This is a genomic window from Synechococcus sp. BMK-MC-1, assembly GCF_014279955.1.
Lineage (GTDB): Bacteria > Cyanobacteriota > Cyanobacteriia > PCC-6307 > Cyanobiaceae > Synechococcus_C.
In genome coordinates this window covers 1,945,208-1,967,226 of sequence record NZ_CP047939.1, presented here as the reverse complement: position 1 = coordinate 1,967,226, position 22,019 = coordinate 1,945,208, and the positions used below count along the sequence as shown (strand labels likewise).

Genomic DNA, 22,019 nt, shown 5'->3' with positions numbered 1-22,019 from the left:
TGCCGCCCTTGTTGGTCACGCTCCCTTCCTCTCAGTCCATCCCATCTCTGAACCATGGCCGCCATTCCCATTCCTCACATCCGAGCGCGGAGCAATCCCCTGCTTGATGCCGTCACCGTGTTGATCGGTCCTGTGGCCGCTGGCGCTGATCGCCCGGTGGCCGAGCAGCGGGCTTCCGGCACCGAAGTGCTGCTGAGCACCAAGCTCGATGCCGCCGTGCGCTTCTCCTTGATCTGTTGCCATTCCGGCCACGACCAGGCGGTGACGGTGGAGCTGCAGCTGGCACCGCAGCGGATTGATGGCAGCCTCGGCAGCTTCCAGAGCGCTGCCACGGTGTCACTGCCGGCAGAAGGCGGGCGGGTGGAGGCGTTCATCAGCGGCCATGACCTGCAGATCGATGCCGCCGATGCAGACCAGGTGCAGTGGCCGTGCATGGCAGCTGCCAAAGCGATCGCCAGTCCGGGCACACCGGCCGATCTCACCTGTGGCCTGACCGCCACCCTCCCCGCCTGAACCGCGCCTGTTTGAGGAGACAGCCATGAGCCAAGAGAACCGAGCCGTTGTGATGCCATTGCTGCCGGGCAGCCGCAGCTGGCGCTCGCTGGAGAAGGACAACCTGCAGCAGCTGGTGCCGGTGGTGCATGCCAACCGCTGGCGGCAGCAGGGCTGGCGGCAGCAGATGCCGCGCCGCAGACCGCCACAGGCGGGGATCGATTGCTCGGTGAACAGCGCCCGGGTGCAACCGCACAGCAGCGGCGCGGGCATCACCTTGACCACGACGGCTCGAGTGAATGAGGCCGGTGCCTTCCAGGGCGGTGGCAGCGGCAACAAGGCGATCTACGGCGCCTGCGGCCTGGACCTGCTGCCGCTTGCTGAACTCCAGCAGCTGCTGATCGTGTGGCAGAACCAGGCCGGTCCGGCTGGGCCCCATGTGGAACCAGCGCAAGCCGTGACGGTGGCCACGCCCTACCTGAATCTGCTGGTGGACCTGAACGCTGCTGGTGCTCCCACCGGGGAAGACATCCGCGTGCTGGTGTGTTGCTGTGATCAACTCAGCCCGGCGATCAGCGAGGCGATCGGCGTCACGAGCAATGACGGCAGCAATCGACTCACGGTCCGTTGGCGTGCCGACACCCACGGTGTGCTGATCGTGGGTTACGACGGCAGCAATGCCCCTGATGGCATCAGCCCGGTGCTGAGCAACGGCAGCAGCTGGATGGAGAACGTGTTTTCCCTCACGGATCTGCTGGTTGCCTGCCCGCAGGCCCGCCTGGTGGATGCGGTCAGCGGTGATGGCGGCCTGCCAGCGGCGGAGCGCACCCCGGCACTGCTGCTTTGCAGTGGCGACAGCGGCTATCAGGAGGCGCAGAGCAAATGGGTGGAGCGGCTGGAGATCAACGGCCGCTCGCTGCTGCCATGACAGCGCCCCCAACAGGACAGCCCACCACCAAACGAAACGCGATGGGACAGAGCAGCGAGGACTGGCAGAGCTACCGCCTGGGGGAGCGGATCATCCACACCCCGGCGGTGCATGGAGCGGGCTGGCTGGCGTTGGGCTGGCAACGGCTGAATGGCCTGGATGCGCCGATGCCCCCAGCAGAGGCGAGAGAAGAGGTGCTGGCTGGTGAAGGCATGACAGCTGTGGCAGCAGCAGCAGCGGACGGTGATGCTGGCGCGGCGAGCGTTAGCGAGGTCTTTCAGGACGCGGAAGCCGAGCCATCAATGCTGATGCCAGCAACAGAAGCGATGGCGGCAGCCGTTGAGGAACCAACCGCCGGCAGCGCCGATGGCATGGATCTGCAGGCGATGACCAAGGCAGCGATCATCACGGCCATGCAGCAGCGGCATGGCGTGTTGCTGGATCGCGGCCTGAGCAAAAGCGCCCTGCTGGCTGTGGCACGGGAGTTGGAACAAGCCGAGCATGGATCGGTAGCGCGGTGAACCTGGTCTTGCCTCGATTGATGGCATGCAGCCAGCGACGGGATGGTGAAGGATCAGCGACCTCCAGCGCTTGCGCACGCCTGGTTTTTGCCTCTAAGCCGGAAGGGAAAGCCGAATCGCGCTTGCAAATGTGCTGCTGACAGACCCGCCTCAGTGCTGCTGAGCACGCTGATCGTTGAGCGTCCTCGATAAATTACAAACATCGTTGGCCTGTCATTTGCAGGTGCAGTTCGATCCGGGGTCATGCAACGGGGACCCGGACACTGTGGAGACGTTGATGTCACCTCTCGACCTCGTCAAGCGCGCAACCCAGCGCAAGCAACGCCTCACTGAGGCTCAACTGGCCCATTTGCGTGTCACCGCCTATCGCGGTGTCGACACTTCAGCCCACCTTTCTCCGACCATTGCTCGCAGCTCTGCCGCCTGCACCGATAAGGGCGTGGCTACCAACAGCTGAACTGGTGTCACTGATCGGCAAGCAAGCGCCCCCTCGAGGGGCGTTTTTTTTGCGCATTTAAAGCTTTCTCGATGGTTTGTTTCAACACAGTTCTCACCCCTGGAGGAGCCTTACAACGGAAAGACGATTGAAGGAGCTTCCATGAGTCGATCAAGGTCGTTCAACCGCTTTCATCGTTATCTGGCACGGCAGAAACGCCATGGTCTGCGCTCTGTTCTGCCGCAGTTCCAGATGGACTTCGAGTTCTACGGATCTCCCATCGATCACAGCCGCGACATGCTCAACAGGTTGAAAGGGCGTGAAGTGGAGCTTGAGCTGCTTGACGCTGAAGCCTGACTTCAGCGCTCAGCAAGGCAACAGCTGCAGCACCCGGTCAGTGTTGATCCATGGCATGACGCCGATTACACCATCAGCCACCTTGGACAACGTTGGAATGTCCAGGTTGATTGCGCTGCCATCATTGGAAGCGGGGGAGTTGTTCGTCCGCTGGGATGACTTGAGCAGCTTTCAGCAGCGGACGCATCGAGACGAAAGGCTTTCCTGACTGGCGAACAAGCCACGCATGGATTTCCAGACCGTTGTAGATCACGTCAAACGTGCCTTCTGGATTGATGCGCACTGCGATCAGGTAAGTGTTCAGGCTGGGGCGACGCTTGGAGAGCATCACACCAGCTGCTCGGCTGGTCACGGTTTTGATCTGGACCATTCGCCCATCCGCTGTATGTGCATCAATTCCTTTGGTCATCACCTTGCAGAGGTTGAGACCGAACGCTTCAGCGACCAAAACCTCTCCAAGGTTGCCCAGTTGTTGTCCACTCGGCAGAAAACTTCTGCCTGGGATCTCCTTTTCCAATTGCTGAGAAACAGCAAAAAGTTGCTGGGTTAGCTGTGCAATCTTCTCCTTATTCATCCGCCTCTGTTGTCTCCACCATCCATCCCAGTAGGTGCTCAAGCACATCACCTCGACTTCTCAATCCCCACTCCTTGCGCTTCAGGTCGATCATGGTTGCGAGCTCATCTGACAGGTGAATCGTGATGGCTTTTTTGTTTTTGATTTGACGCATCAGGAGTCGACTGCTGGACCAAGAATGGCAGTGTTCTCCAGCTTCAGCTGCCCAGACGTCCACACCTGAGCGTTGGCTCCAGAGTCGCTTGGCCGATCGGCAGGCAACGGCTGGGTCGTGATTGGTAGCGAAGTGAACCTGGTCTTTGCCTCGATTGACGGCATGCTGCAGATCACCCGGGCAGTGGAGGTGCAGCATCAGTGAGCAGGCAGGAACTCGAGCGGTTTGTCGATGATGCGGAGCAGGATTCCTCGATCCGCTGGCTGCTGCGCCACTGCCGCACGAACGATGCCCTGATCCTGGCGGGCCGCAAGCTCGGCTATCGGATCACCCGCGTGGACCTGCAGCGGGCGATTGAGGAGGAGCGGGAGGAACAGCGCTTGTGCTGGCTGGATAAACAGTGCGAAACCATCAGCCCTGCAGAAGCCATGGCATGGCTGCAAGCCGAGCAGAAGGAACGGTTGTGAACGGCTCGATGCAGCAGCACCGCTAAACAGTGGATCTGGAGGTTGCTGGAGCCCTCAGCCGCCATCCGAACCTCCATTGGCTTGGCGATACAGGGCCTGTAGCTGTTGCCCCTCCAGCTGCTGCTCCAGGGCACGATCAATTTCATCAATGCGCTGCAGGCAGCGGCTGATCGCTGGGATCACCTCCTCCTCCAGGCGGGTGAGCTCCTCTTCTCCATAGGGGTGATCAATCCAGCAGCGCTGCAGGGGTTGCTGAGAGGCATGCCTCAGGATGCGCTCCACCGCCTTGAGCGTGGATTCCAGCAACAGGAATGGATCCTCCTGGGGGGAGGCAAAAGCGGCAGCAACGTGGTTGGGTGCCATGGAGATCGGCGCCAGTGCGGCGCAGCGATGGGACCGAGCCCAGCGGAGGCCCGACATCAGGAGGGCCTCAGACTGGAGCGGCCCGGAGCCAGCCAACAGCAATGAATGGTGTTCACAACAAACTTTATCCATTTTCTGAGCAAAAAAATCCTGCTTGCTGCTCTTTATTCGATACAAAAAGAAAATCTGCTTGCGTAGAATCCGCCTTTGTTCATGCTGTTGCGCCTCAACGTTTTGAGACAGATTTCATGAGCAATGGTAAATCTATTCAAAATATGCATATTGGCTGACCGTTAATGCGATGACTACGTCTGATGTGATTCCATTGACAGCATGTTGCGGGATTCTGTGCTAAAGCAAATCTATTGAACGTAAGGCTATGAGTGGAGCAGGGACGCCTGAGGTTTCTCATTGGCCGCAAGATCTCGAAAGCTTGTGTCCATACACGCTGATCGAATGGCTTGATGGTGCTGCGCAAAAGTTTCTAGAAAAATATGCACCTGAAAAACTAGAAGCCATTGATGCTGACAGGCATCGACTAAAAAACCTACTGGATAGCGAGGAAGGCGTAACTATATGTTTTCTGGGTAATTCAGGTGTAGGAAAAAGTACGCTACTCAATGCACTGGCCGCTGGTGAATTTCAGGTTTTACCTGCTGGTGGCATCGGACCTCTTACTGCACAGGCAACCGAAGTAAAGTATAGCGCTGAGAAGAGATTTCGGGTCACTTATCATCCCAAGAAAAATTTATGGCGACTGGGATTCGCACTTGAAACAAGGCTTCAAGCATTAAAGCGATCTGAAAATGCCGAACTAGCTAGCAATACAAACCAACGAGAAGAATTGAATGCTGATATCGAGGTATCGGAGCTGGCAAGTAATTTGACTAGCGAGGAGAGGACAGAAGTTCTTGAACAGGCAATATCTACGGACGAAGGATCCTATGCAGAAGAAGATCCCTTGGAAGGATATATCAAGCAAGCAAAGAATATTGTAAGCGGGAAACAGTTTACTGACATAAGCCTTGAGTACTTGGTAGACGCAATCAGAAGTGCCTGTAACTACACGATTAAATGGGATTCGATCATTCAAGAGGAAGATCAAGAGCGTATTCAAAGAGTTAGGGGAATAATGCAGTGCTCAGATGATGAGCGTATTTATGAAAGGTGTGAAGGTGATGATCCCAGGGGATTCCAAGAAGAAATGTCAGCGCATGCTGCAGGATTCTTATCACCTTTGATTGAAAAAATTGAAGTGGGTTGGCCTTCTGACCTTTTAGAGGCAGGTGTGATTTTAGTTGACTTACCTGGGGTTGGTATTGCTCAAGATTCCTACAGAGATGTCACGAAAAGCTATGTCAGAGATAAAGCAAGAGCCGTTGTCTTGACCGTTGACAGGGCTGGCCCAACAGAATCTACGATGGATTTAATTCGGAGTAGTGGTTTCTGGGAGCGTTTGGTAGGTGCATCGGATGATCCCGAAAGTGATGCATGCGCAATGTTGATAGCAGTAACTAGAGTTGATGATGTCACTCAAACTGAGTGGCAAATTAGATCAACGAATCTTGAGCCTGGAACCAAAAAGCCCAAAAAACGTGAGGTTTTCGCTGAACTAGTAGAAGAGTTCAAGCCAAGAATGAAATCACAGATTGTCGAGCAACTGGAAAAAATTGGCAGTTCGTCCAATGAGTCGGTCAACGAGGCCAGAAATCAAGCTAGAAACAATATTATTAACTCTCTAGAGATACATCCAGTATCTGCTCCTGAGCTTAGGAAAATTTTGGCTGATGACGAAGACGATCGTTCTTTCCTGGCGAATATTGATCAAACAGGAATTCCAGGTCTACAGGCGTCTCTTAAAAAGTTTGCTCAAAATGAAGCTCTAATACGTGCTGATGCGATTAATGAAGTTAGAAGGAGGTTGGCGACGACATTAATCAGTGAATTGAAATTGATAGAGTCGAAGTGGGAGCAAAGAACGCGTGCTGCCGAGGATGCAGAAAGGTTAGAAACGACTCTTAAACCAATCCTCGCTGAAAAGCAGGAGGAATATCGCGCTCGCGCGTCTTCCTTTCGTAATTTTCTCGATGAGACAGTTCCTGCAAAAATTGAAACGCTGGTGTTTGAAGCTCGTGAAGTTGCTGAGGAAGAAGTTGGAAAATATCTGAAGAGTTTGAAAGGAGCACACTGGAGGACTCTTCAAGCGGCTGTTCGCAGAGGAGGGACTTTTTATGGACAACGCAGTATTAACCTCCCTGATGATATTACAGGCTATTTCCTGGAGCCTATGGCAGCAGTTTGGGGACAAAAACTGTTGAAAGACATTCGCAGAAAAACAGGTGAGCTTGCAAACGATACTGAACAGATGGTTATTGAATTGTGTACGTGGGCTAAAAAAGAAGGAGGAGCATCAGTCAAGGCTGAGACTCTTCAAACGCAGCAAGACAGGATATCTGAACTTGCAAAGCAGATTAAGACCGTCGGAAAGGAAGCTGTAGACGAGTTAAGATCTACGGTTAAAAGTGAGCTTACAGCAACTATAAGAGAACCAATTAAGCAGTCATGCAAGGATTTCATCCAAGCTGGAAATGATCGAGGAATCGGGGTTAAAAATAGAATATTAGAACTTTTTTCTGAATTAGCTAGAGAATCAACGCTTGCTGCAAAGGAACCTGCCATTCGAATTCTTCAACAAAATGCAACAAGAGTACGGATAGAAGTCCAGCAAGAACTGAAAAAGGCCGGAGATCCCATACAGGATACTGCTGATTTAATTGTTGAACGGCATGAGATGCGTATGAAAAGATCAGATGCACAAAAACGTACATTGGTTCTTAAAGAATTCAAAGAATTGGCACAAGATCTCTCCAAAACCTAAATAAAAACAATTCTGCCCCCAGAACATCCATGCTCGTTAAATACTCTGGTTTTCCAAAAGCAGTATTGCGTACTGTTGATGATTTTGGCTTTATTTCTTATGACCTTGTTGGCTTGCCTAGGCGGTTGCTGGAGAGTAGGGGGGCACAGACTCTTGTAGAAACAAGTATTGACAAACGAAGAACGAATGATATTCATACACCTGCCACTCAGTTATTATCTTTTAAACATTCGGAAGATGACAACTGGCTTGCGCAGTCAACCCGCAGCCTTTCTCGTCTATACGCAGCCTTTTTAATTGCTGAGGATCCGCAGAGACGCCTTGATGTTCGAAAAGTTTCGACACTAATGCACCAAGTGAGTCTTGTTCAGCATATTTTGCAGCGGCCAGAACTTAAAAAAGTCCTCATTGGGGATGAAGTTGGTCTTGGGAAGACAATTGAAGCCGGACTTCTTGTACGTCAGATACTTGAGCAAGATAATCGAGCCAGAATTCTTTATCTTGCACCAGCTAGACTTGTCAGTAATGTATCAAGGGAATTTCGCGCTAATCTAGATATTGATGCCAGGATTTGGGCCTCAGGTAGTGAGTCTGATGCACGTCTTGAGGACGATAAAATTGTTATAGCCAGTATTCATAAGGCTGTTTTTGGGAAAAATTTAAGCAAAGTAGCTAAAAGTGGACCCTGGGACGTGGTAATAGTCGATGAGTGTCATCACTTATCCGATTGGGGTGTCACCGGTGGACAGCCTAATCAGTCGTTCAAGTTGGTTAGTCAGTTGGTGAAGAATCAACCAGAGGATGGGCGATTAATTCTGATGAGTGGTACACCGCACCAAGGTAATGAAGTGCGATTTAAGAATATTCTGCGGCTGTTATCAGACGACGGAAAAAATTTCGAAAATGCTGCAGGTCGAGTTATTTTTAGGACCAAGGATCGCGTGAAGGATTGGTTCGGAAATCCACTTTTCCCTCCCCGCGATGTTCGTGAGCCACTCGTAATTGATCTTGGGGAGAATTATAAAAACTGGTATTCATCTGTTGCTAATTTATACAATAGTAATGGCTTAAAAGGTGTTCGGCTTCGTGCTGCGGGCTGGGCTAAAGGCCAAGCTCTTCAATGGGCGGCTTCAAGTGTTCAAGCGGGTTTGGGGTTTTTGACTCGCTTAGCCATGAGGAGGCTTGGCTGGGACTTGGAGAATGAAGTCCTTAAGCAAGCAATATCTTCACTGCGGCCATATCGGGGAGGCCCTAAAAATGAGCCACTAGAGCTCCTTTATCAGCGCCTCTGCAAGCAGATTGGTAAGGGCTTGCCAAGCAGTTATCTCCAGGGCGACGAGGAAGAGGTTGAAGAATATGACTGGATTCCAGATCCCATCCTGCTTGAAAAACTGATACTTGAAGGAATTGAACTCATTCGTGATGAGAGTTCGATGGCTAAATGGAAAGCTGTGTTTGAGCTTATCGATCAGTTGGATGGAGAGAAAGTCGTTTTGTTTGCTCAACCCGTTGAGACCGTCACCGTCGTGGCCGCTGAATTAGAAAAACGGTATGGGTGTAAACCTGCTTTGATTATCGGAAACCAGGATAATGGTGAGCGAGCCAGTCAGGTTGAGTCGTTTCAATCACCAGATGGACCCCGCTTCCTTGTTTCATCAAAAGCAGGAAGTGAAGGCCTGAATATGCAATGTTCTCGATGTTTGATTCACCTTGACGTGCCGTGGAACCCTATGGAGCTTGAGCAACGTGTCGGTCGAGTTCATCGATTTGGTTCTCAGAAGACCATTGTAGTTAATACTGTTGTGGCAGATGGCAGTAGAGAGGTGGATATGTATCGTATTGCTCGTCACAAACTGTCTTTGGTAGCTCAGCATTTAGCTCCAGACCAATTTGAAGCTCTCTTTAGTCGAGTCATGTCCTTGGTGCCACCCAAGGAACTCGAATCGATCTTAGGAAATTCTTCCAATCCCTTAAAACCTGAATCTGCTGATGGGCATAAGTTGGGAAGACTTGTCGATGAAGGTTATCGTAATTGGAGCAACTTTGATGATGTCTATCGTGTGCAAGCGGAGCAGATTCGTGAATCGAATCCTGGCGAGGCGACTTGGGAAGATGTTGCTACATACTTGGTTAAATACCATGGAGCAAAGCCTAGTGCTTCGGCTCATTTCCCCTCATTTCGCTTTTCCGAAGATGAAATACATTCGGTTAGGGAAGAAGTTCCAACCATTTTATTTGATGGCATGTCTTACTCGTGTGGCGATACAAGTGGCTTAAGAGCGGTTTCGGCAGAGGGCGACGTCTCCACTCCTCTGGGCTTGAATTTGGACTGGGTGCGGGAAAAATTGAAAATGACTTTTGTGACTGAGAAAAGGTCTGACGTCGCCTATGTCAATCTTCATTCGATTGATCAAAACAAAGTTCCCTTGAATGAGTTGACCATTTATTTGTTTTTCTTGAGACAGAAGTTGCAGGTTGATTCGGGTCGTTGGTCGGAGAATGCAACAAATCTGCTTGCTTATGCTCTCCCTAACAAAGGAGGGCAAGAATTAATCACAGGGCCGCAACTTTCTCGACTTGTCCGATGTCTCAGTAAGGCAAGCAGGATTAAGGATCCTTCATCATTGCAAATTCGGCAAGATCTACGAGACGTGGAAACTGTGCTATTTGGTGAGTTGAGGCAATTGACACAAGAAGATATTGAAAGGGGCTTTAGATATGCAGTCTGGCCACTTTGTGCAGTTGTTGCAGTGCCATAACTGCTGCCGACTGGACTAATGATTGTTGTTTAGGTGCTCTTTGGGGGCGTAATCTTCCCTTCGAGTGTTGCAGGTGTGCTCAGCTTCAGCGGGCGGTGGCTGCCGCTGCGCGGGGGCCATGGGCCGGGAAGGTGATCACAAAGGGCCGATCGGCCTGGGCGCAGAGGGGCAGACCAAAACGGCCGCCACAGCTGCTGCACTGAATCCTGGGGCCGGCACCGGAGCGGCAGGCCGGACAAGCGACAAAGCGCACGCCCTCGTGGTGGAACACCGCTGGTGCATCGGACGGCACCACACAGACCGCCGGGATGCCCTGGCGCACTAAAGCCGCTGCCGCACGGCGGGATTCGGTGGAGGCATTGACCACCAACCCTTTGGCCGCTGCTTGCCGCAATGCGGCCTGATTTTCGGGGCTCATCGGGTAGTGGGTGAACGACCAGGCTGCCCGCAGATGGCGTGTGGCCCGGGCCAGCTGAAGCAAGAGGGCCTGATCGATGCGCAGCGGATCAGCGGCATCCGGCCATTGATCACCGGCAACGCAATGGCGAAACAGAACCCCGGCCGGCAGCGCCAGCACCTGCTTGATCAAGGCCGCAGCGCTGCTGCCGGTGGCACCGGAACTGAGCCGATCCCAGTGCAGCCGGGTGTGGTAGCCCGCTTCTGCGTAGCAACCCTGATCACCGGCCAGAGAGCAGCTGGAGGGGCAGGTGTGGCGGCTGGTGCTGGAGACCGCAATCGGCCCGGTTTTGGCATTGCCTGATGGAAAGGAGAGAGAAGCGCGATGGGACGGATGAGCAGCCACAGGAGAGGTGACGCAGGACCCGCCCTGCCCGCGCGCCGCCCGGCAAAGGCCAGCCCCGCCCTGATGGCGCAGCGCAGCGGAGCCCACGACCAACCCGGCTGGCTCGTCTCACCCTTGCCAAGGCGCGGAGCATGGAAGGGCCTGCGGCATCTTCCCCTTCCGCTGTTGCCAACCAGCGCTGCGGCAAGTCGGCACACCGGAGCTAAAGAAGGGGCAAGCACGTCATCAGCAGTCGATGCAGCTGATCCAGTTGGAGCGGGAGGACTGGAATTTCTTCTGCCCATCCACAGGCCAGCCGGTGTTCAACGACACCGGTGAGCCGAACGCTTCAACCGTGCGTGGGTTCTGGTGCCATGAGGTGCCCGATGAGCCACAGCTGCTATGCACCGAGCTGCAGGCCCAATGGGCTGCCCATCTGGCGATTCAAGATGCAGCTGATGAGGCCGTTGATGTGGTGGCCTTTCTCAACAGCGTTGACCATCCAGGCTGGGTGGCCTTTGAAATCACCACCTGCGGCTTTGCCTGCGGACCAGTGAGCACAACCACCTGGACCGTGCTGGATCTCAGCTGAAGTCAGACCCTGTGCAGGCAGAGTTCAGATTGATGAGATGGTGGTGAATGTCGCAGGTAGGGGAAGCGAACCCCTTCAATCCTCACCACCAAAGAAGTCGAGATCGATCTTGGAGATCTTGATCACCTCTTTGGTTTGGATGCCCACGCCGTGCTGAATCATCAAGTTGGCGAGCTTGTCCCCATCGACGAGCACAAGGCGTGGATCGCGAATGCTCTCAGCAAAGCGCATGGCATCAGCCGTGAACTTGCTGGTGGTGACAAAAACTCCCTTTCGGCAACCGCCTGAGGTCATGGCTCCAACGAAGGCCTGAACTTTCTCGCTGGAGACGGAGTTCTCCGAATAGCGCTTCGCCTGCATATAGATCTGATCCAGGCCAAGCTTGTCTTCGTTGATCTTGCCGTCGATGCCTCCATCAGGCCCACGCGGCACCCCTTGCATGGCTTGCCTGGAACCACCGCCATAGCCCATGGCAGCAAGTACGTCCAAGACCAGACCCTCAAAATCGTGAGGATCCATCTCTTTCATCTGATCCAACAGGTCAGAGGCCAACTGTTCTTTGATCTGCTTGACGCCCGCTTCGATCAGATCTTCCGGAGTGCTGTCTTCTGTGTTGATGTCACTGGTGCTGTCGGGTGTTGATTTGTTTTTGGCTTGTTTGGCCGCGTGATGCTCTTGCCATTGTTGAAACCCAGTGAGATCTGCTCGTTTGATTGGGCGGCCGAGTTCGAACAATGCATCTGCGTTTGGGCCTAACGCGAAATAACCGCGTTTGGGGCCGATCAATGCTCCTGCTGTTCGTAGATAGGACGATGCCCAGCCAATGCGGCCTCGAGCGACACTTTTACCGTTGCTCTCTTGGCTAAGAGCCATTTGCTCCTCGGTTAATCCAACCCTCTGGACCACAGATTCGATGGCGTCATTCCTCGAAAGCTCACCTCTCTCCTTGAGCACCTCGAGGAGAGGAAGCATGAACTGATGCCACTTCGGAAGATCTGCCATTTAGTCTTCCTTCTCGACCCGTATAAAGCTCACCTCACATCCCTTCGTAAGCCTTGCTTCCTGGAGGCTGGTGGCAGCGTTGAAGGCTGAGCTTTCAAACCACTGAAAAATGTCGAGTCCTCGGTCGAGGCTGACCTTCCAGCCGTGATTGGTGGTAAGGCTGCGGGCGTGGAAGTTTGGGCTGGCATCGAACTCGAAGCTGAACGGTGTGGCCGTATCGGCGAAGGAGTCTTTGACCTGGTTGAGGTTCTCCATCTGTTTCTCAAACTTCTCGGGTGCATCGCTGTCAGCTCCTGTCACCAAGTGCACGCTCACTTCATCGCCCTGGGGCGTGAGTTCATTCACCATCCTCAGAAACTCCACCAGGTTGCGGATTTGATGGAAGGCACGGATGTAGGGGTCTTTGATGATGATGCCGCTGCAACCCTGCACGTAGTCGCCAAAGATGCGCCGATAACTCCAGCCTTTGCTGTTTTCCGGAACCACCAGGTGATGTTCTTTCAGCTCTGTCTCTACCGAAACGGAGGCAGCTGATGGCTGGGCTGGTACTTGCGTGCCTGTAGTTGGTTCAGTGGTTGTCGCCGCTTGCTCGTCAACTGGGGGATCAGAGCCACCGGCCGAATCCACAAGCCCAGGCCGGAGGTTGGCGAACTGCGGATATTGCTTCTCTTCTGGGGTTTGCACGCGAATCGCCGCACCACCCGCCAGAGGCTTGTAGTCGAAGTCGTTGGCTTTGAAGGTGGCATCGATGCGGAGGATCTGTTCACGCACACGCCGTCGGCACTCCATGGCGAACTCCAGCAGCTCAGCGATCTCCTCCGGAGTGGCCTTGCCATCGGGGTGAATGATCTTCATCAGGCCAGAGAAGGTCTTCTCAAAGCCCGTTTGATCACGCGTGGACACTTCCGAGCTGATCTCGAAGTGCTGTTTGTAGAGGCCGGTGAAGTCTTCTGTGCGCAGGTGCTTCAGCACTTCTGCGATGTAGTCGACCACGAAGCCATAGCCGGTGCAGAACAGCTCATGGCGCACCGGCTGCACTTCCCAGCCCGGGTTGAAGGCATGGATGCGATCAAGGAAGGCCGAATCGATGTACTTGTCAGGGAGCGCTTCGTAGAAGTGGGAGTGCTTGAGCATGTAGGCCACTGACTTCTGGGTGTTGCCCATGAACACCATGGAAGCTTCTGCTGAGAGCTGCTCGATGCCCCGCGAGAAGGTGCGGTTGGCCATGTAGTTCTTCATGATGTCGACCAACGTCTTGTCGACCTTCTTGTCTTTGCCGGCGAACTCGTCAAAGCAGATGCAGTCCCAATAACCGACCAGGCCGATCTTGCCGTTGGCGTTGCTCACAAACAGCTTGGGGGCCGTGACCTCAGAGCCTGAGATCAGCATCCCGTGGGGTGAGAACTCGGCGTAGACGTGCGACTTACCCGTGCCTTTGGGGCCGAGTTCCAGCAGGTTGTAGTTGCGCTCGCAGAAGGGAATCAGGCGGATCAAGGTGAGCAGCTTTCCGCGCCGCGTAAACGGCTCGGGATTGAAGCCGACGCTCTGCATCAACACGTCCATCCACTCATCGGTGGTGAATTGCGCACGTGCTTTGAGGAAATCGTCGTGGTCGACGCCGGCCACTTGGATCGGCTTGAGGCCAGTTATCTGCCAAGGGCTGGCTTTGGGATCCACCGGGAGTTCGTACTCCACATCGGTGATGGCCCAGATGCCACCAACCAGCAACTTTGGAAAGCGTTTGACGTAGGAGTCGTCGATCGGAACCTTCTTGATTCCGAGGTTGGTGAACTCCACCTCGTGGAAGCCCGCCTTCTCGTTGAACGAGACGGTGAGCTTGTCGATCACCTTGTGGCTACCCCGATCTTTGATCGTGGATTTGATCAGTTCCGCCTGGTTTCGGTGCACGTAGTGCTTAGCCAGGATTCGACGTACAGATTCGAGGCCGTCTTTGATCTGATCGGGGTCGTCGGTGGCACAGTGCTGGCCGAGCAAGTACTCGAGCACGTAGGTGGGCACCACCGCGTTTTGCTTGAGTTCGGTGGTGAGGTCTTTGCGAACTACCAAGCCAGGGAAGTGCTCAAGGATCTTTTGATCCAGGGGGGTGTGGGCGGCAGGGGTGCTGATACTCATGGCTTATCCGAAGTCGTCAAAGTCGTTGCCGAAGGGCTGGAGCAGCTTCACCTCCCTAGTTTCGAGGCGAACAGGCGTTTGCACACCCTCCAACACCTGGTCAATTCTGAGCTCGAGTAGCTGGTTGTTGTAGCTACCAGCGGCATTGGAGAGCTTGAGGTCGATCAGTTGCTCCCGTTCCCGAGGCTCCACGGCGGTTGAATCCAGCCTCAGCGTGGCTGGTTCACAAAGCAGCTCCTTGTCGTTGGTCTTGGGAACAACGCTGATGCGCAGGGTGATGGGGAGGAAGCGCTTGGCTTCGCAGGGTTCGTCTTGGAAGAGGCTGAATTTGAGCCGCGCGTTGGTGATCTTCTCGGGCACCCGCAACAGCTCAACCTTCACCTCGCGGCTTTCGTCTTTGCGTTCTTTTTTGAGCGTGATCACCGGCACCACCACTTCTTGCAGAGAGGTGCCGCCGTGCACAAAGCGGTTGCCGGCGCCGGAGCGGGGGAAACGATCCAGGCCCAGGGGGAACACCGCCTGCCAATCGCCCTCCAGCTTCAGCTGCTCTGCCGTGAAAATCTTCTGGCCAGCCGCAGGTTCGATGCCCGAGCCAATGGCAAAGCGCTTTTTCTTGATCGAGAGTTCTTTGGCGTCGGGAAAGGCGGAACGGTCGTTGGCATCCACGGGCTCCTGTTGAAACAGAAAACCGTGGTCGGCCGTGATCACGGCTCGGTTGCATTTGAGGCTGCTGATCTTGCGCAAGATCTGTTCGAGCTCCTCGAAGGCGTCTTCCACGGCTTTGCAGGTGTCGGCTTCGCTTTCGAGCTTGTCGCCAATGCGATCAATGCGGTTGTGATAAATCACGATCAAGTCGTGGTGCTTGGTGAGCTCAGCGCCGTCTGTGCTGGTGGCGAGGTTGAGGAAGTCTTCGGCTTGGATCGCAATGCCACGCCCATCGGCGTAGCCCTTGAGGATCTTGTCGCGGTTGTCGGTGCCGCTGGCACTGCTGCCATCCACCGTTACTGGAGCATTGCTATCGGCGGTGTTGATGGCGCGCTTGTTACCGGGCAGCAGCGATGCCATGCCCAGCTGGGTGTAGGAAGGCAGCACACCCAGAACGGCATCAACCTCGGCTTGCCAACCCTTGCCTGCTTTGGCGTTGAGGCGACCGGCAAAGTCGCGAGCGGCCTCGTAGCGCAGGGCATCGGAGATCACCACAAACAGGCGTTTGACCTCTCTTGAAGAAAGGGGGGCATGCACATAGCGCATGTGGAATTGCTGCTGAGGCGGCAGGGCTTCGCAACTCCAGCTGCTCATCTCAGTGACCCGATCACTCCAGTGGTTGGTGAGGGGCAGCAACACGTTGTTGACGTACTGGTTCTCCATCCAGCTGCGCAGGGATTGCATCAGCTTTGGCTGGCCGTAGCTGCGCACGTGAAAGCTGAAACGGCGGTAGGCCTGATCGAGCTTCCACCAGCTGTTGCAGTAGCGCTTGAGCCCTTCATCAATGCTGGGCACCTGCAGATCGGCATCGGCCAGCAGGCTGCGGAACTGCAAGGCCTGCTTGATGGCGCGATAGCCGTGTTCGTGCTGTTCGAACCAGCAGGAGCTGCTGCGTTGGCGGATCGTCTCCAATAGTTCGCTATCTGTTGCCGTGGCGTGGAAGCGCTCCAGCAGGCGGCGAATGCAGAACTGCTCGATCAGTTGGTAGCTGTCGTCATCGCCTGGATCAAAGCCTTTGGGGGGATCCATCAAGAACGCTTCCACCTTCAGTTGATCAGCCAGGTGGTTGCTCCATTGCTCGAAGGCATCGCGGCTTTTCAGGCTGTCTTTCCAGCTGCTGAGGAACACGCGGGCGTGGCTTTCCAGCTCGCCTTTAGGGGGAACGCAACTGGCGCTGCTGAACAGGGCAACGGCGAAATCACGCAGGTTGGGGTTGGGATTGCGGTAATTGAACTTGCTGTCGACCGCTGCCCAGAAATGCTCGGTGAGTTGATGCTTGCCGTAGAGGGCCACGATTGGATCCTTTGCATCGGGATCGGTGGGATCAATCTGCGTGAAGGCATGCAGCAGCAGCAGATCAATCGAGGCGTCTTGTTTGGCCAAAATCGCCAGCATCTTGAGGCGAAGTGCACGCTCATCGTCGTTCGGCCGCAGGAGCTTTTTGAGCTTGTCTTTGCGAGCCTTGGCCTTGAAAAATTCCTTGTGCTGCTGGGCGAGGCCTTTGAACTCGAGGGTGAGGCCGGCGTCTTCTAAATCGAGAGAGGCTCGATCGGCCTTGAACTCGTGGCCGGCCAGGAGCAGATCGAGCAGCCAGTTGTCAGCTTCTGCGGGCTTGGCCGCAGGTACATAAAGCAGAAAGCGCTGATCCAACTCAGCGCGGCTGATCTCCACCTTCAGGGAGAACTCATTGCCCTTGACCTCACGCTTCTCCACCCCTGAAGCCGCATAGCTTTCGTATTCGCTGGTCCACTCCGCCTCTGGGTCAAACCAGAACACCACGCGTTTGCGCGCCAGAGCCGTATCGAGGCTGTCGTGGATGCGGTTGGTGGAGAGGGAGCGGGTCATGACTCTGTATTGCCAGATCGGCCAATACATGACCAGTATTGGCTGGCCGGACCCCTTTGCCAATACTTGCCGCCATGGCGCTGCCGAACCTCTGGGGCCTTTACAACCTGCGCTCCTCGCCCTTCTTTCAGGCCACTCTGCGGGCAGATTCGCAGGCCATGCCGCTGCGCCTGTTTGTGGGCCGGCAGCGGGAGCGACAGCTGCTGCTCACCACAATTGGCAGCAGCGCCAGCTCCCGACAGGCGGTGGCGGGCCGCCCTGGTATCGGAAAAACCACGCTGGTGCAAACGGTGAAGGCCGATGCCCAATCGGAGGGGTACTGGAGCAGCGACGAAATCATTCCGATCAGTACCGAGGGAGCGAGTGAACAGCTCCTGGGTCAGTTGCTCTCCGGGGTTTACGACGCCGTGCTGGCGAACTGCCCAACGGCAGCGGGCCCTGAAGTGGAGGCCGCCCAGCAGTTGGTGCGCAGCATCCGTCTGCGCGGTGGCGGCTTCACGGTCTCGGCCCTTGGCCTGGGGGTTGGTGGCAGCCAGAGCGAGAGCGTGGCCACGCCCCCGGCGGCACTGTTGCTGGACGGCCCGCGGGTGTTGCGCGATCTGCTCCGCTACGCGATTAGCCAAGGAGCGCTCGGCGTTGTTTTGCACCTCAACAACCTGGAGAACCTGAGTGAGGCCGATGCATCGTGGGCGGCGGATCTGCTGCGGGGCATCCGCGATCAAGCCCTGCTGCACGACGGCCTGCACCTGATCGTGGTGGGCACCACCGATGCTGTGCGCACGGTGGTGCAGACCCACACCCAGATCCGCTCGGTGTTCAGCAATCCGCTGGTGCTGGAGCCCCTTGAGCTGGGGGATGTGGAGCAGTTGCTGGCCAATCGCTATGAGGCCTTGCAGCTTGATCCGGCCAGACCCTGGCGCTCTCCTGTGCAAGCTGCGGTGGTGCAGCGGTTGTACGAGTTGTTTCGCGGCGATCTGCGCGGCATGCTGAAAGCCCTGGAGGATGGGATCACGGCCCTGCTGGGGCTCACCAGTGCAGGGGCCGATGTGGCACCAGTGGGGCTGGAGGATCTCCTGCTCACGCTGCGGCAACGCAACCAAACGGAACTGCAGGAGCAACTGGGAGACACGGCCTGGGAACGCTTGTTGGCCTGGGCGCAGGTGGATCCGGCCACGATTCAGACCCAGGCTGAGCTGGTGGAGCTGTGGCAGGTGAAACAGCCCTCTGTGTCGCAGACCCTGCAGCAATTGATTGAGGCTGGCGCTGTTGAAGCCCTGCCGCGGCGGGGGCGTGAGGCGATTCAGTACCTGATGGCCGGAACGGCGCGGTTGGCGCTGTAACCAGGTGAGGTTATGCAGCGACTCTGCCCCTGACCCTGCCCTTGACTCTGCCCCGCGAGCCTGTCTCTGCCCTAAACCTGAAACGGTTTGCTCAGCCATTTCCTCAATCCCCCTTTGCTGCGAGGCCCGGAATCTTGGCGAGCACCTCTTGGAGTTTGAGGTAGTTCACCTTCACACCATCATCGAGATCCAGCTCGATGCGCTGTTGCGCCAGGGGCAAGAGAGCGTCTTGCTCCCAGGCCTGGCATTCCTTGAGCACCTTGGTGATCTTTTCGGCTTCTTTACGGGCAGCGGTTTGCTCGCGCTTGGGTAGAGCATCGTTGTTTTGGTCTCGCTCCAGTTGCTCTTGACGGGCTTCCAGCTTTTGCAGGTAGGGGCGGAAGTAGTTGTTGAGCACCTGCAGCAAGGTGACTGGGGTGTAGCGGTGCAGGTAGATCAGGCAGGCGAAGCCACCCCTTGAAGGGCCAGCGGGACTTTGCACCATCCAGTAGATCGGCCGCTTTTTATAGGTTTGCAGGTGATCCTTGTAGAAGTCTTTGCAGAAGTATTTGCGAATATCCTTGCCGATTGAGTCTTCAATGAAGCGAAGGTTCTCAGCCACGCTGCTTTCAGGAAAGGTGACTTTCAGAAACTCTCGGGTTCGTGCAACGATATCGTCTTCAAACCACTCGCCATCAAGCACCGGGATGATGGCATCGGCATCAGGCTTGAATTGAATCTCGCTAATCGGCTTGCCGACTTTGGCTTCATAGGCAGCAAGTTGCTCGTCTTGATTGCTGCGTGAATCGGCAAGAATGAGCCCAGGTTGATCCAGGCTGTAGCGGCCCATCATGCAGCCGGTGGCATAGGAAAGTAGTTCAGCCATTGAGTCACGCTGGAAGCGTTTCCACTTCTCTTCTTCCGTGCTATCGCCGCCGTAGCGGTAGGCGGGGTTCACCGTGAGGGTGATTTGCTCGATGGGTACGTCGGGGGTGAGCTCGTCCGCCAGGCCGTATACGTCAATAAAGAGGCGGTTGTTCTCCTCTTCGAGGCGCTTCATCTCGGCGATGGTGCCCTTGTTCTGGCTGATCCAGGCGGTGTAGCTCGATTCGAGGGTCGGCGTGGAGTCAGAGGCGTACTGCAGGAGCGGGAGGGATTGGAAGTCCCAGGTCAACTCGAAGGCGTTCCAGTCGGAGCGCGCTATCGCAACTAGCGCTTCTATTAGCTCGAGCAGTCTTTCTGTCGTAGGCTCAATGAGCGGGAAGTCCTGAACTTGGCCGACTTCAAAATTCAACGTTGGAGATAACGAATTTACTGCTTGCGTCATGATCGCGGAGTTCATGCAACCAAGGATCGGAGTCAGCTTCTCCCCGAAGATCGAGCACCCTGCGACATCGAATATGAACCCGGCGGGAAAGCGACGAAGCGCGAAGCCGCTACTGGTTATCTTTGACCAACTTAACGATGGGCGAAAATAGAACTGCGTGCTTTGGGCTCTTGATCGCGGCCTACCGCCTACCTCTGTTCCAAATACCCGAATCTCTTTGCCGTCGTTTTCCCAATTCACTACGAAGTATTGGTTTCCGTACCATTTCCGGAAGTCTCCGCCCTTGTTGTATGGAAACCACTTCTGGCTGCTGGTCTCGGCCTCCGCGACACTCGTATAACCGAATCCGATGCGTCCATGGCTGAGTTCGTGCCACGCCCGAAGGAAGCGATTGTTATCGCCCGTAGCGAGCCCCTGCCGCACCTCAGCTACTTCGCCTACCTGGGTTGCACGGTCAAAGACACTTCGGACCTTCTCACTGACCCAATAGGCCACTGGGCTACCAGGGACCTTCACAAACTCACTCGTTGAAACTGAAAACCGATTTGCTGGATCCCGCTTTAGGAATACCTCGTCCTTGGGAGCAGACTGTGCGGCGCTATTGAGGTCTACGAATGTGCTGACAAAATTCTCGCGACGGTGGTTCACGAGCGAAAAGACCGTCGCCTGCGCAACCTTTGAGTTCAGTGACGGGAAGCTGTTGTATCCGATCTGCGCCATCGTCGTGATGGTTTTCTCCCGGAGCATTCTCTCTCGCATCGTTTGAAACGATGAAAGGAACATCCAGCTCTGCATGGTGACCATCGCGTTGTGACCACCAGCCTTGGCCATCGTGTAGCCGCGTTCGATAAAGCAGGCGAACAGGTCGCTCTTAGCATCAGGGAAGTTGTTCTGTGCGAAAGTTTTTAGTGGCGCGTTCATGCCTCCGCCCCCCATGTACGGCGGGTTTTCCACCACTGAGTCATATTGCGTCGCAAGCAACTCGGCTTGCTGCACTAGCGCCCCCAAACGCTTGAGCGCCTCAGACGCAAGCAGCTCCTGCCTGGCCGTTTTCTGCAGCTGCTTCAGGGCCGGTATCTTCTCCATCAATGCATCCGGCAACTGAATCAACGATCCAAATGTTTTTGCATGCTCAAACAGCTTCTTCAGTTTTGTGAGAACATTTAGTTGTAACCCGTAGTCCGAAAGATTGACATGCTGAGCAATCTCTTCTGGATTGAAATTAGTGCTGTTTTGCAGTGCCATTATATTGAGCTTGATGTCTCGATCTAAAAGACGTTTGTCATCCCCCCTTCCCTTCGTCATCAACGCGAACGTCGTTAACTGCGCTGCCCTCTCATCAATGTCAAGCCCAAACAGATTCTTTTCAAGAATCAGCTTCGGAATTTCCCGCGGTTGATAACCCTGCTCCAAATAAATTGCCTTGAAAATCTCATAGGCTTCCACCAAGATGTGCCCTGATCCGCAGGCTGGGTCCATCAAAGTCAGCTCCTCTGGATTCAGGCTTGTTGGTGTGATCTCAGCCAGCTTCGCCTTCACTTCATCGGTCTGCTCCGCAGGCTCGATGTAGAACTCCATCTGCTCGCGCAGAGGGCTATCGGGATAGGTGGCCAACCATTGGGCGCCAATGGTGTTTTGCACCATGTACTTCACGATCCAATTCGGCGTGAAGAGCTGTGTGGCGGCTGGGATGTCTTCTGATTTGACGACCTTGCCGATCACTGCGTCTTTTTTCTCGGAGATATAGAACTGATAGAGCCAGCCGATGATTTCGACGTCCTCGCAATCAAAATCGGAAATTGAGCTGCGGAAACTGCCAGCTATCGATCCTTCCGTCAGCAGATCGTCGGGCAGTAGTAGTTCGCTTGCGTCATCCAGCCCTTCAAACAGATCGGGCAGCAGCTGGTGATAGCTGCGGCAGGCCGCAAGCACCAGTTCCCGGTACACCTCCCCTTGGGAATCACCTCCTGGAATTGCCGTAGGAATCTGGCCATCGAGGAGTTGGTTGAGCCGTGGCTCGTTGGTGAAGGCCTGGAGATCTGAGGGCAAGCTGCCGGAACGCATCAGCTTCAGCAGTTCCGGCTGGGTTTCGCCTTCACCCGCCGGCATCAACACCTTGCAGCCGAAGGGGTGCCATCCCTTGGCATCCAAATAGCGCAGTGCGCAAAGCCGGTTGAACCAGGTGTAGGCCACCCGCTCCAGCAATTGCTCGCGACTCTTCTCTTGCTCGCTCCGCAGTTCAGCAATCTGCTTGGTGTAAGTGCTCAGTGTGTCTGGGGTCTGGCTGTTGAGCAGAAGATCCAACTTGCGGCCCACCGCTTCGATCAGCTGCCGGCGCATGGCCGGAGCGAAGGTTTTTAGAGCAGCGGTGTTCACAGCCATTTCC

General features: G+C 55.2%; 19 protein-coding genes. 11 read left to right on the top strand and 8 right to left on the bottom strand.

Annotation, left to right across the window (positions count from 1 at the left end):
• Positions 1 to 54: 54 nt before the first annotated feature.
• From SynBMKMC1_RS11110 to SynBMKMC1_RS11090, 5 genes are all read left to right on the top strand, one after another.
• The gene (locus SynBMKMC1_RS11110; protein WP_186471780.1) at positions 55 to 513 is read left to right on the top strand and encodes a hypothetical protein; all 459 of its coding nucleotides are present in this window, start codon (positions 55 to 57) and stop codon (positions 511 to 513) included.
• Between the two features lie 25 nt (positions 514 to 538).
• Positions 539 to 1,420 carry a hypothetical protein gene (locus SynBMKMC1_RS11105; RefSeq protein ID WP_186471779.1) on the top strand — a complete coding sequence of 294 codons (882 nt, stop codon included), beginning with the start codon at positions 539 to 541 and terminating at the stop codon, positions 1,418 to 1,420.
• Entirely contained in the window at positions 1,417 to 1,941 is a 525-nt protein-coding gene (locus SynBMKMC1_RS11100; RefSeq protein WP_186471778.1) for a hypothetical protein, read from the top strand. Before SynBMKMC1_RS11105 ends, SynBMKMC1_RS11100 begins: the two co-directional genes overlap by 4 nt.
• Positions 1,942 to 2,218: 277 nt before the next feature.
• Positions 2,219 to 2,398 (top strand): hypothetical protein, encoded by a 180-nt coding sequence (locus SynBMKMC1_RS11095; RefSeq protein WP_255486185.1) that lies wholly within the window; start codon positions 2,219 to 2,221, stop codon positions 2,396 to 2,398.
• A 141-nt stretch (positions 2,399 to 2,539) separates the two neighbouring features.
• Positions 2,540 to 2,734, top strand: a complete 195-nt coding sequence (locus SynBMKMC1_RS11090) for a hypothetical protein (RefSeq protein WP_186471777.1) — start codon at positions 2,540 to 2,542, stop codon at positions 2,732 to 2,734.
• Between the two features lie 121 nt (positions 2,735 to 2,855).
• On the opposite strand, the gene SynBMKMC1_RS11080 is transcribed toward SynBMKMC1_RS11090, so the two are convergent.
• A complete protein-coding gene (locus SynBMKMC1_RS11080) occupies positions 2,856 to 3,251 on the bottom strand; it encodes a hypothetical protein (RefSeq protein WP_186471776.1) in 396 nt (131 codons plus the stop codon).
• Positions 3,252 to 3,300: 49 nt separating this feature from the next.
• The gene (locus tag SynBMKMC1_RS11075) at positions 3,301 to 3,660 is read right to left on the bottom strand and encodes a hypothetical protein (RefSeq protein WP_186473500.1); all 360 of its coding nucleotides are present in this window, start codon (positions 3,658 to 3,660) and stop codon (positions 3,301 to 3,303) included.
• A 2-nt stretch (positions 3,661 to 3,662) separates the two neighbouring features.
• On the opposite strand from SynBMKMC1_RS11075, the gene SynBMKMC1_RS11070 reads away from it, so the two are divergent.
• A complete protein-coding gene (locus SynBMKMC1_RS11070) occupies positions 3,663 to 3,929 on the top strand; it encodes a Nif11-like leader peptide family natural product precursor (protein ID WP_186471775.1) in 267 nt (88 codons plus the stop codon).
• Positions 3,930 to 3,983: 54 nt separating this feature from the next.
• On the opposite strand, the gene SynBMKMC1_RS11065 is transcribed toward SynBMKMC1_RS11070, so the two are convergent.
• Positions 3,984 to 4,349, bottom strand: a complete 366-nt coding sequence (locus SynBMKMC1_RS11065; protein WP_255486184.1) for a hypothetical protein — start codon at positions 4,347 to 4,349, stop codon at positions 3,984 to 3,986.
• Positions 4,350 to 4,393: 44 nt separating this feature from the next.
• Here SynBMKMC1_RS11065 and SynBMKMC1_RS11060 point away from each other — a divergent pair, with 44 nt between their 5' ends.
• The 3 genes from SynBMKMC1_RS11060 (at position 4,394) to SynBMKMC1_RS11050 (ending at position 9,929) form a co-directional block, all read left to right on the top strand.
• The gene (locus SynBMKMC1_RS11060) at positions 4,394 to 4,582 is read left to right on the top strand and encodes a hypothetical protein (RefSeq protein ID WP_186471774.1); all 189 of its coding nucleotides are present in this window, start codon (positions 4,394 to 4,396) and stop codon (positions 4,580 to 4,582) included.
• Between the two features lie 89 nt (positions 4,583 to 4,671).
• Positions 4,672 to 7,170 (top strand): dynamin family protein, encoded by a 2,499-nt coding sequence (locus SynBMKMC1_RS11055; protein WP_186471773.1) that lies wholly within the window; start codon positions 4,672 to 4,674, stop codon positions 7,168 to 7,170.
• A gap of 29 nt (positions 7,171 to 7,199) precedes the next feature.
• The gene (locus SynBMKMC1_RS11050) at positions 7,200 to 9,929 is read left to right on the top strand and encodes a DEAD/DEAH box helicase (protein WP_186471772.1); all 2,730 of its coding nucleotides are present in this window, start codon (positions 7,200 to 7,202) and stop codon (positions 9,927 to 9,929) included.
• An 85-nt stretch (positions 9,930 to 10,014) separates the two neighbouring features.
• On the opposite strand, the gene SynBMKMC1_RS11045 is transcribed toward SynBMKMC1_RS11050, so the two are convergent.
• Positions 10,015 to 10,818, bottom strand: coding sequence for a hypothetical protein (locus SynBMKMC1_RS11045; protein ID WP_186471771.1), 804 nt, complete (start codon positions 10,816 to 10,818; stop codon positions 10,015 to 10,017).
• Between the two features lie 148 nt (positions 10,819 to 10,966).
• Here SynBMKMC1_RS11045 and SynBMKMC1_RS11040 point away from each other — a divergent pair, with 148 nt between their 5' ends.
• Positions 10,967 to 11,302, top strand: a complete 336-nt coding sequence (locus tag SynBMKMC1_RS11040; protein ID WP_186471770.1) for a hypothetical protein — start codon at positions 10,967 to 10,969, stop codon at positions 11,300 to 11,302.
• 75 nt (positions 11,303 to 11,377) lie between these two features.
• Here the strand turns inward: SynBMKMC1_RS11040 and SynBMKMC1_RS11035 are convergent, their stop codons facing one another.
• The 3 genes from SynBMKMC1_RS11035 to pglZ are packed head-to-tail and all read right to left on the bottom strand — an operon-like array spanning position 11,378 to position 16,987.
• The gene (locus tag SynBMKMC1_RS11035; protein ID WP_186471769.1) at positions 11,378 to 12,304 is read right to left on the bottom strand and encodes a restriction endonuclease; all 927 of its coding nucleotides are present in this window, start codon (positions 12,302 to 12,304) and stop codon (positions 11,378 to 11,380) included.
• Positions 12,305 to 14,437, bottom strand: coding sequence for a BREX system Lon protease-like protein BrxL (brxL, locus tag SynBMKMC1_RS11030; RefSeq protein WP_186471768.1), 2,133 nt, complete (start codon positions 14,435 to 14,437; stop codon positions 12,305 to 12,307).
• 3 nt (positions 14,438 to 14,440) lie between these two features.
• Positions 14,441 to 16,987 carry a BREX-1 system phosphatase PglZ type A gene (gene pglZ, locus SynBMKMC1_RS11025; RefSeq protein ID WP_186471767.1) on the bottom strand — a complete coding sequence of 849 codons (2,547 nt, stop codon included), beginning with the start codon at positions 16,985 to 16,987 and terminating at the stop codon, positions 14,441 to 14,443.
• A gap of 74 nt (positions 16,988 to 17,061) precedes the next feature.
• On the opposite strand from pglZ, the gene SynBMKMC1_RS11020 reads away from it, so the two are divergent.
• Positions 17,062 to 18,327 (top strand): AAA family ATPase, encoded by a 1,266-nt coding sequence (locus tag SynBMKMC1_RS11020; protein WP_186471766.1) that lies wholly within the window; start codon positions 17,062 to 17,064, stop codon positions 18,325 to 18,327.
• Positions 18,328 to 18,430: 103 nt separating this feature from the next.
• Here SynBMKMC1_RS11020 and pglX read toward each other — a convergent pair whose 3' ends face one another.
• A complete protein-coding gene (pglX, locus tag SynBMKMC1_RS11015; protein ID WP_222930363.1) occupies positions 18,431 to 22,015 on the bottom strand; it encodes a BREX-1 system adenine-specific DNA-methyltransferase PglX in 3,585 nt (1,194 codons plus the stop codon).
• Between the last annotated feature and the right edge of the window lie 4 nt (positions 22,016 to 22,019).

Coding starts and splice junctions, on each gene's coding strand:
- SynBMKMC1_RS11095 (WP_255486185.1), top strand. CDS start 2,219: ATGTCACCTCTCGACCTCGTCAAGCGCGCAACCCAGCGCAAGCAACGC.
- SynBMKMC1_RS11100 (WP_186471778.1), top strand. CDS start 1,417: ATGACAGCGCCCCCAACAGGACAGCCCACCACCAAACGAAACGCGATG.
- brxL (WP_186471768.1), bottom strand. CDS start 14,437: ATGAGTATCAGCACCCCTGCCGCCCACACCCCCCTGGATCAAAAGATC.
- SynBMKMC1_RS11040 (WP_186471770.1), top strand. CDS start 10,967: ATGCAGCTGATCCAGTTGGAGCGGGAGGACTGGAATTTCTTCTGCCCA.
- SynBMKMC1_RS11090 (WP_186471777.1), top strand. CDS start 2,540: ATGAGTCGATCAAGGTCGTTCAACCGCTTTCATCGTTATCTGGCACGG.
- SynBMKMC1_RS11060 (WP_186471774.1), top strand. CDS start 4,394: ATGAATGGTGTTCACAACAAACTTTATCCATTTTCTGAGCAAAAAAAT.
- pglX (WP_222930363.1), bottom strand. CDS start 22,015: ATGGCTGTGAACACCGCTGCTCTAAAAACCTTCGCTCCGGCCATGCGC.
- SynBMKMC1_RS11110 (WP_186471780.1), top strand. CDS start 55: ATGGCCGCCATTCCCATTCCTCACATCCGAGCGCGGAGCAATCCCCTG.
- pglZ (WP_186471767.1), bottom strand. CDS start 16,987: ATGACCCGCTCCCTCTCCACCAACCGCATCCACGACAGCCTCGATACG.
- SynBMKMC1_RS11075 (WP_186473500.1), bottom strand. CDS start 3,660: ATGCTGCACCTCCACTGCCCGGGTGATCTGCAGCATGCCGTCAATCGA.
- SynBMKMC1_RS11055 (WP_186471773.1), top strand. CDS start 4,672: ATGAGTGGAGCAGGGACGCCTGAGGTTTCTCATTGGCCGCAAGATCTC.
- SynBMKMC1_RS11105 (WP_186471779.1), top strand. CDS start 539: ATGAGCCAAGAGAACCGAGCCGTTGTGATGCCATTGCTGCCGGGCAGC.
- SynBMKMC1_RS11035 (WP_186471769.1), bottom strand. CDS start 12,304: ATGGCAGATCTTCCGAAGTGGCATCAGTTCATGCTTCCTCTCCTCGAG.
- SynBMKMC1_RS11050 (WP_186471772.1), top strand. CDS start 7,200: ATGCTCGTTAAATACTCTGGTTTTCCAAAAGCAGTATTGCGTACTGTT.
- SynBMKMC1_RS11065 (WP_255486184.1), bottom strand. CDS start 4,349: ATGTCGGGCCTCCGCTGGGCTCGGTCCCATCGCTGCGCCGCACTGGCG.
- SynBMKMC1_RS11020 (WP_186471766.1), top strand. CDS start 17,062: ATGGCGCTGCCGAACCTCTGGGGCCTTTACAACCTGCGCTCCTCGCCC.